Origin of the sequence: uncultured Caballeronia sp., assembly GCF_964243625.1 — a bacterium.
In the GTDB taxonomy this organism is placed as follows: Bacteria; Pseudomonadota; Gammaproteobacteria; order Burkholderiales; family Burkholderiaceae; genus Caballeronia.
Genome location: NZ_CAXTGZ010000403.1, coordinates 1 through 5,652, shown reverse-complemented (window position 1 = coordinate 5,652; position 5,652 = coordinate 1). Strand labels below are relative to the sequence as shown.

The following is a 5,652-nucleotide window of genomic DNA, read 5'->3' as shown; positions in this document are numbered from 1 at the left end:
GTTGAGGGCGCAAGGTGAAGTGAAACTCCCTATCGCACCAGGCTCGGTTTCTTGTTGTCGAACTTCCAGTTCGGAATCAGGAACTGCATCGCTACCCCGTCATCTCTCGCCCCAAGCCCATGCTGCTCGTAAAGCGCGTTCGCCTTCGCAAGCTCATCCATGTCGAGTTCAACGCCCAAGCCCGGTTGCTCCGGTACCCTCACCCTCCCCCCAACGATTTGCAGCGGTTTGCGCGTCAGGCGCTGGCCGTCCTGCCAGATCCAATGGGTATCGATCGCCGTGATTTTTCCCGGCGCCGCCGCCGCTACTTGCGTGAACATCGCAAGCGAAATGTCGAAGTGGTTGTTCGAATGCGATCCCCATGTAAGTCCCCACTCGTTGCACATCTGCGCAACGCGAACCGAACCCTGCATCGTCCAGAAATGCGGGTCGGCAAGCGGGATATCGACGGACTGCAACTGGATCGCATGGCCCATCTGGCGCCAGTCAGTCGCAATCATGTTGGTGGCAGTCGGCAAACCCGTCGCACGGCGGAATTCGGCCATGACTTCTCGTCCCGAATAGCCGTTTTCCGCGCCACATGGGTCTTCTGCGTATGCCAGGACATGGTGCTGGTCGCGGCACAGACGGATCGCCTCGGCCAGGGACCACGCGCCGTTCGGGTCGAGCGTGACGCGTGCCTTCGGAAAGCGTTCAGCCAATGCGGTGACGGCTTCGATCTCGGCATCGCCGGAAAGGACGCCGCCCTTCAGCTTGAAATCGTTGAAACCATAACGCGCCTGCGCCGCTTCGGCGAGCCGGACAACGGCTTCGGGGGTCATCGCTTCTTCAGTGCGCAAGCGGTCCCAGTCGTCGTTGCCATCGGTGCCGCTCGCGTACGGCAGATCCGTCTTGTTGCGGTCGCCGATGTAGAACAGATAACCAAGCATCTCGACTTCGTCGCGTTGCTGGCCTTCGCCCAAAAGCGCCGCGACCGGTACACCGAGGTGCTGACCGAGCAAGTCGAGCAGCGCGGCCTCGAGTGCCGTGACGGCGTGGATCGTGGTGCGCAGGTCGAAGGTTTGCAGACCACGGCCGCCTGCATCGCGGTCGGCGAACTGCGTGCGCGCCTTGTTGAGGATCGCCTGCAAATTGCCGATGGATTGACCGACAACCAAGGGGCGTGCGTCGTCGATGGTCTTGCGGATCGACTCGCCGCCCGGCACTTCGCCTACGCCGGTGTTGCCGGCGCTATCGGTGAGGATCACGATGTTGCGCGTGAAGAACGGACCGTGCGCGCCGCTCAGGTTCATCAGCATGCTGTCGCGGCCGGCGACGGGAACGACGCGCAATTCGGTGACGGTCGGGGTGGCGTTGGGTTTGACTGAAGTCATCGACATGGTATTTAAGACCCGAAAAGGTGAAGGGATCAAAGCGCTTTGCTCGGTACGTGGCCGCCCATTTTTTCGCGATTGATCCGGCGGTTACGTGTCAGGAAGCAAGCGGCGGCAGCAATCAGTGAAGCGAAGCCGAGGCCGTAGAGTCCGCCCGTGATCGAGCCGGTATGTTGCTGCAAATAACCGAAGGTAGCCGGCGCAAAAAAGCCGCCGAGATTGCCTACCGAGTTGATCAACGCAATCACGCCGGCGGCCACGCGGGCATCGAGGTAACCCTGCGGAATCGGCCAGAACAATGAAGCAGCTGCCTTGAAACCGATCGCTGAAAAACAGATCGCGACAAACGACAAAACCGGATTCCCCGACGTCGATGCAAACAGTCCGCACGCGGCTATGACCAGCGCGGCGGCAAGCCATGCTTGCTGGAAGCGCCATCTGGCGGAGAGAAGCGCGAAGCAATACATTGCGACCATCGCGATCAGCCACGGCACCGCGTTGAACATGCCGACCTGGAAATCGCTCAGTCCGCCCATCTTTCGAATGATGGTCGGCAACCAGAACGTTGCCGCATAAATGGTCAGTTGGATTGCAAAGTAAAGCAGGCAGAAAAGCAGGATCTGCGGGTCCTTGAGAAGCTTGAGCGTGGGCAGATGGTGGCCGCCGCCCACCGCTTCGCGCTCGGCCTGTTCGTTCGCGATCGAACTTGAAAGCGCGGTTTGCTCGGCAGGACTGAGCCATTTCGCGTCGCTGATATGCGACTTGAGCAGCATCCAGCTCACGCCGCACAACACAATCGAGAATCCGCCTTCGATCAGAAACATCCACTGCCAGCCGTGAAGCCCGAAGCCGCGAATGGAGAGAAGCGAACCGGTGATCGGACCCGACAGGACCGATGCCAGCGCCGAACCGCCGAGGAACACGGCAACGGCCTTGCCGCGCTCTTTCTGCGGAAGCCATTGCGTGAAGTAGAACACGACGCCCGGAAAGAATCCTGCTTCAGCGATACCGAGCAAGAAGCGCAGCACGTAGAACGACGTGTCGTTCCAGACAAACGCCATCGCTGCCGCGACGATGCCCCACGTCCCCATGATCCGCGTCAGCCAGACGCGTGCGCCGTATCGCTGCATCAGGACATTGGAGGGCACCTCGAAGAGCGCATAGCCGATGAAAAACAGCCCGCTTCCCAGGCCATAAGCCGCAGCCCCGATGCCGAGATCCGCCTGCATGTGCGAATTGACGAAGCCGATGTTCACCCGGTCGATGTAGTTCGCAATGAACATGATCAGGACAAGCGGCAAGACATGGCGCTTTACCTTCGATACAGCCGATTCGAGCACATGGTTTGTGGGCGTGTGTAAAGCGGGCGTCAAGATTGTCTCCAAATGTGCCGTATCGACGGCTCGGGTCTTACTCGGAACGCCGCGCGCTCGACAGCCGGTTCAAAACCAACAAGTCGTCTATATGTTGTCTGACGACAGTCTACTCTTCAGTGAAAATTAGTCCAATGTCGTGTTTACCCTATCCGGCTAACTAACAGCAACAGGGCCATAAGCAATATACTTGCTCAAACGCAAAGTTCGCCGCAGACGAACTAGGACGTCTGATGACCTTTGACATAGATGTCTTTAGCTGGAGACGACATGGAAACCCGAACGGCAGCAAGCGCCGCACAACGCAATCCCGGAACCGCAGATTCAAGCCTGGCCGGTGAAAACGAGATCTACTCGTTAATCACGCGCAGACTACTGCCCGTACTGCTGACAGCGTTCTGCATCGCCTACCTGGACCGCATCAATGTCGGTCTAGCCAAGCTCCAGATGGCCTCCGATCTCGGTTTCAGCGACGCGGTGTACGGATTCGGCGCAGGCATCTTCTACCTTGCGTACGCGATCTTCGAAGTACCGAGCAACCTGATCATGCATCGCGTGGGCGCGCGCCGGTGGATCGCTCGGATCGCGGTATCGTGGGGACTCGTTTCCATGTGCATGCTGTTCGTGCGCACGCCCGCGTCGTTCTATGCGCTGCGATTGCTGCTCGGCATGGCCGAATGCGGCCTGTTTCCAGGCATCATCCTGTACCTCACCTACTGGTATCCGGCTCACCGGCGCGGGCGCATCGTAGCCCTGTTCATGGCCGCCCTGCCCATTTCCGGACTGGTCGGCGGCCCGCTTTCAGGCTGGATCATGCAGCGCTTTGCCGGCATGTCCGGGCTGCACGGCTGGCAATGGCTATTCTTCATCGAGGCGCTGCCGGCTGTTGCGATCGGCGTGGTCATATGGTTCGTGCTTCCTGATCGCGTGAACGACGCCAGGTGGCTGACCGACGATCAAAAGCGCGTGATCGCGCGGAATATCGCAACTGAAAATGCCGAGAAACCAAGCGCGAACACCAGCAGCGTGTTCACCAATCCGCGCATATGGCTGATGAGCCTGATGCTCTTCGCGTTTGCTACGGGAAACATGGGCATCAGCTTCTGGTTGCCGACCATCGTGCAGCGTGCAGGCCATGGGAGCTCGCTGAGCGTGGGTCTCCTGACCGCCATCCCTTACGCCTTCGCCGCAGTTGCAATGATCGCGTTGTCGATGAGCTCCGATAAACGGCGCGAACGCCGCTGGCATCTGGCGCTCCCCGCGTTTGCCGGGGCCGCGCTTCTTGCGTTGAGCACGGTCTGGAGCAACGACCTCACGATGACGATCGTCACCATGACCGCAGCCTCCATGTGCGTGTTTGCAGTCGCACCGCTGCTCTGGGCCCAACCCACTGCCTTGCTGAGCGGTAGCGCCGCGGCCGCCGGCATCGCTATGATCAGTTCGCTCGGCAACCTTGCCGGCCTGTTCTCGCCTTCGTTGTTCGGTTATCTCACCGTGCGCACGCACAGCACGTCGGCCGGCATGTTCTTGCTGGCAGGTTTCATGCTGCTGGGTGGCTTGCTGTCGCTGGTCACGCCAGCTCGTCTGGTCAACAAGTAAGTCTGGTCGAATGACTCCGTTCATCGCAAAGCTGGAGCCGCATACATGAGCATCCTCACCGACAAAGTCATTGCAACCGTGTCCGGCGATATCCAGCGCGGCACGCTGCGCCCAGGCGACAAGGTTCCGACTGAAGTCGCGCTGATGAAGCAATTGTCGGTCAGCCGTTCAGTCGTGCGGGAAGCGATGTCGCGCCTTCAGGCTGCGAAGATAGTGGAGACGCGTCACGGGATCGGCACGTTCATCCTGGATGCGAACCAGGCGGAGACGTTGCGTTTGCCGGCATCCGACCTGTCGGACATGCTGGATGTCATGGCCATCATCGAGTTCCGCATCGACATGGAAGCCGCAGCGGCGGGTCTTGCCGCGGGCAGGCGCACGCAACAGCATCTGAAACTGATCGATGCAGCGCTCACGCGCTTCGAGGCCGAGCTCGAACGCGGCAGCACGGACGTGGTGGCACACGACGTCGAGTTCCACATCCAGATTGCACGTGCGAGCGGGAATCGTTATTTCTTCGATGTCCTAAGCCAGCTAGGCCGTGCAGTAAGTCCGCGCACGCGGCTGGGATCGACGGAAATTGCGGAGCTTGACCGTGTGGTTCATCTTCGCAGTGTCCTGGCGGAGCATCAGCAGATTTACCGGGCGATCGTGCGCCAGGATGCCGACGATGCCCGCGCCGCAATGCGGATGCACCTGAGCAACAGCCGCGAAAGACTGCGGCGGGCGCACGCGCAGATCTGAAAAACCAAATCCGCGGTGCAAACGGGAAACGGGCGCATACTACGTCCCCGCTCCCTCCCGTCCCGTTCAATGCCCGGTTATCTGACCAAGCAGCAAAACATCACCGTCACGGGCGTCGACGACCTCATCATCCGTTCGCTGCTCGATTTGCAGCAATTCTCCGACCCTCTGGGCGACGCCGAACGCATCGGCATCTCGTCCGCGATGTGGCCGCTTTTCGGCATGCTGTGGCCATCGGGCGCGCATCTGGCCGCGCGGCTTGCGCTGCGTCCCGTGCTCGCCACCGAGCGAATCCTCGAAATCGGCTGCGGCCTTGCGCTCGCGAGTCTTGTGGGGCACCGGCGAGGAGCGGATGTCACGGCAAGCGATTGCCATCCGCTGACGGCAAGTTTCCTCGATGAAAATCTGCGCCTGAACGACCTCCCGCCGATGAAATACCTGCACGGCAACTGGTCGATCCCCGAACTTGCAGGCACGCTGGCGGATACGGCGGGACGCAGTATCGTCAATGGCCGTTACGACCTCATCATGGGCAGCGACCTGCTCTACGAACGCGATGCCAA

Annotated in this window: 5 protein-coding genes; 3 read left to right on the top strand and 2 right to left on the bottom strand. The window is 60.4% G+C overall.

The genetic code is table 11. The features are described 5' to 3' along the window. Positions 1 to 29: 29 nt before the first annotated feature. Together gudD and ACFFAR_RS22995 are read right to left on the bottom strand one after the other, a co-directional pair. Positions 30 to 1,379: a glucarate dehydratase gene (gene gudD / locus ACFFAR_RS23000; protein ID WP_174364258.1), complete on the bottom strand. Its 1,350-nt coding sequence runs from the start codon at positions 1,377 to 1,379 to the stop codon at positions 30 to 32. 29 nt (positions 1,380 to 1,408) lie between these two features. After that, positions 1,409 to 2,746 (bottom strand): MFS transporter, encoded by a 1,338-nt coding sequence (locus tag ACFFAR_RS22995; protein ID WP_174364257.1) that lies wholly within the window; start codon positions 2,744 to 2,746, stop codon positions 1,409 to 1,411. A 270-nt stretch (positions 2,747 to 3,016) separates the two neighbouring features. On the opposite strand from ACFFAR_RS22995, the gene ACFFAR_RS22990 reads away from it, so the two are divergent. From ACFFAR_RS22990 to ACFFAR_RS22980, 3 genes are all read left to right on the top strand, one after another. Next, positions 3,017 to 4,345, top strand: a complete 1,329-nt coding sequence (locus ACFFAR_RS22990; RefSeq protein ID WP_174364256.1) for an MFS transporter — start codon at positions 3,017 to 3,019, stop codon at positions 4,343 to 4,345. A 45-nt stretch (positions 4,346 to 4,390) separates the two neighbouring features. Then, positions 4,391 to 5,089, top strand: a complete 699-nt coding sequence (locus ACFFAR_RS22985) for an FCD domain-containing protein (protein WP_174364255.1) — start codon at positions 4,391 to 4,393, stop codon at positions 5,087 to 5,089. 69 nt (positions 5,090 to 5,158) lie between these two features. Continuing rightward, positions 5,159 to 5,652: methyltransferase (locus ACFFAR_RS22980; protein ID WP_375508529.1), on the top strand; the 494-nt coding region annotated here is incomplete at its 3' end.

Excerpts from the sequence above, each read along its gene's own strand:
- gudD (WP_174364258.1), bottom strand. The coding sequence starts at position 1,379 with ATGTCGATGACTTCAGTCAAACCCAACGCCACCCCGACCGTCACCGAA.
- ACFFAR_RS22990 (WP_174364256.1), top strand. The coding sequence starts at position 3,017 with ATGGAAACCCGAACGGCAGCAAGCGCCGCACAACGCAATCCCGGAACC.
- ACFFAR_RS22985 (WP_174364255.1), top strand. The coding sequence starts at position 4,391 with ATGAGCATCCTCACCGACAAAGTCATTGCAACCGTGTCCGGCGATATC.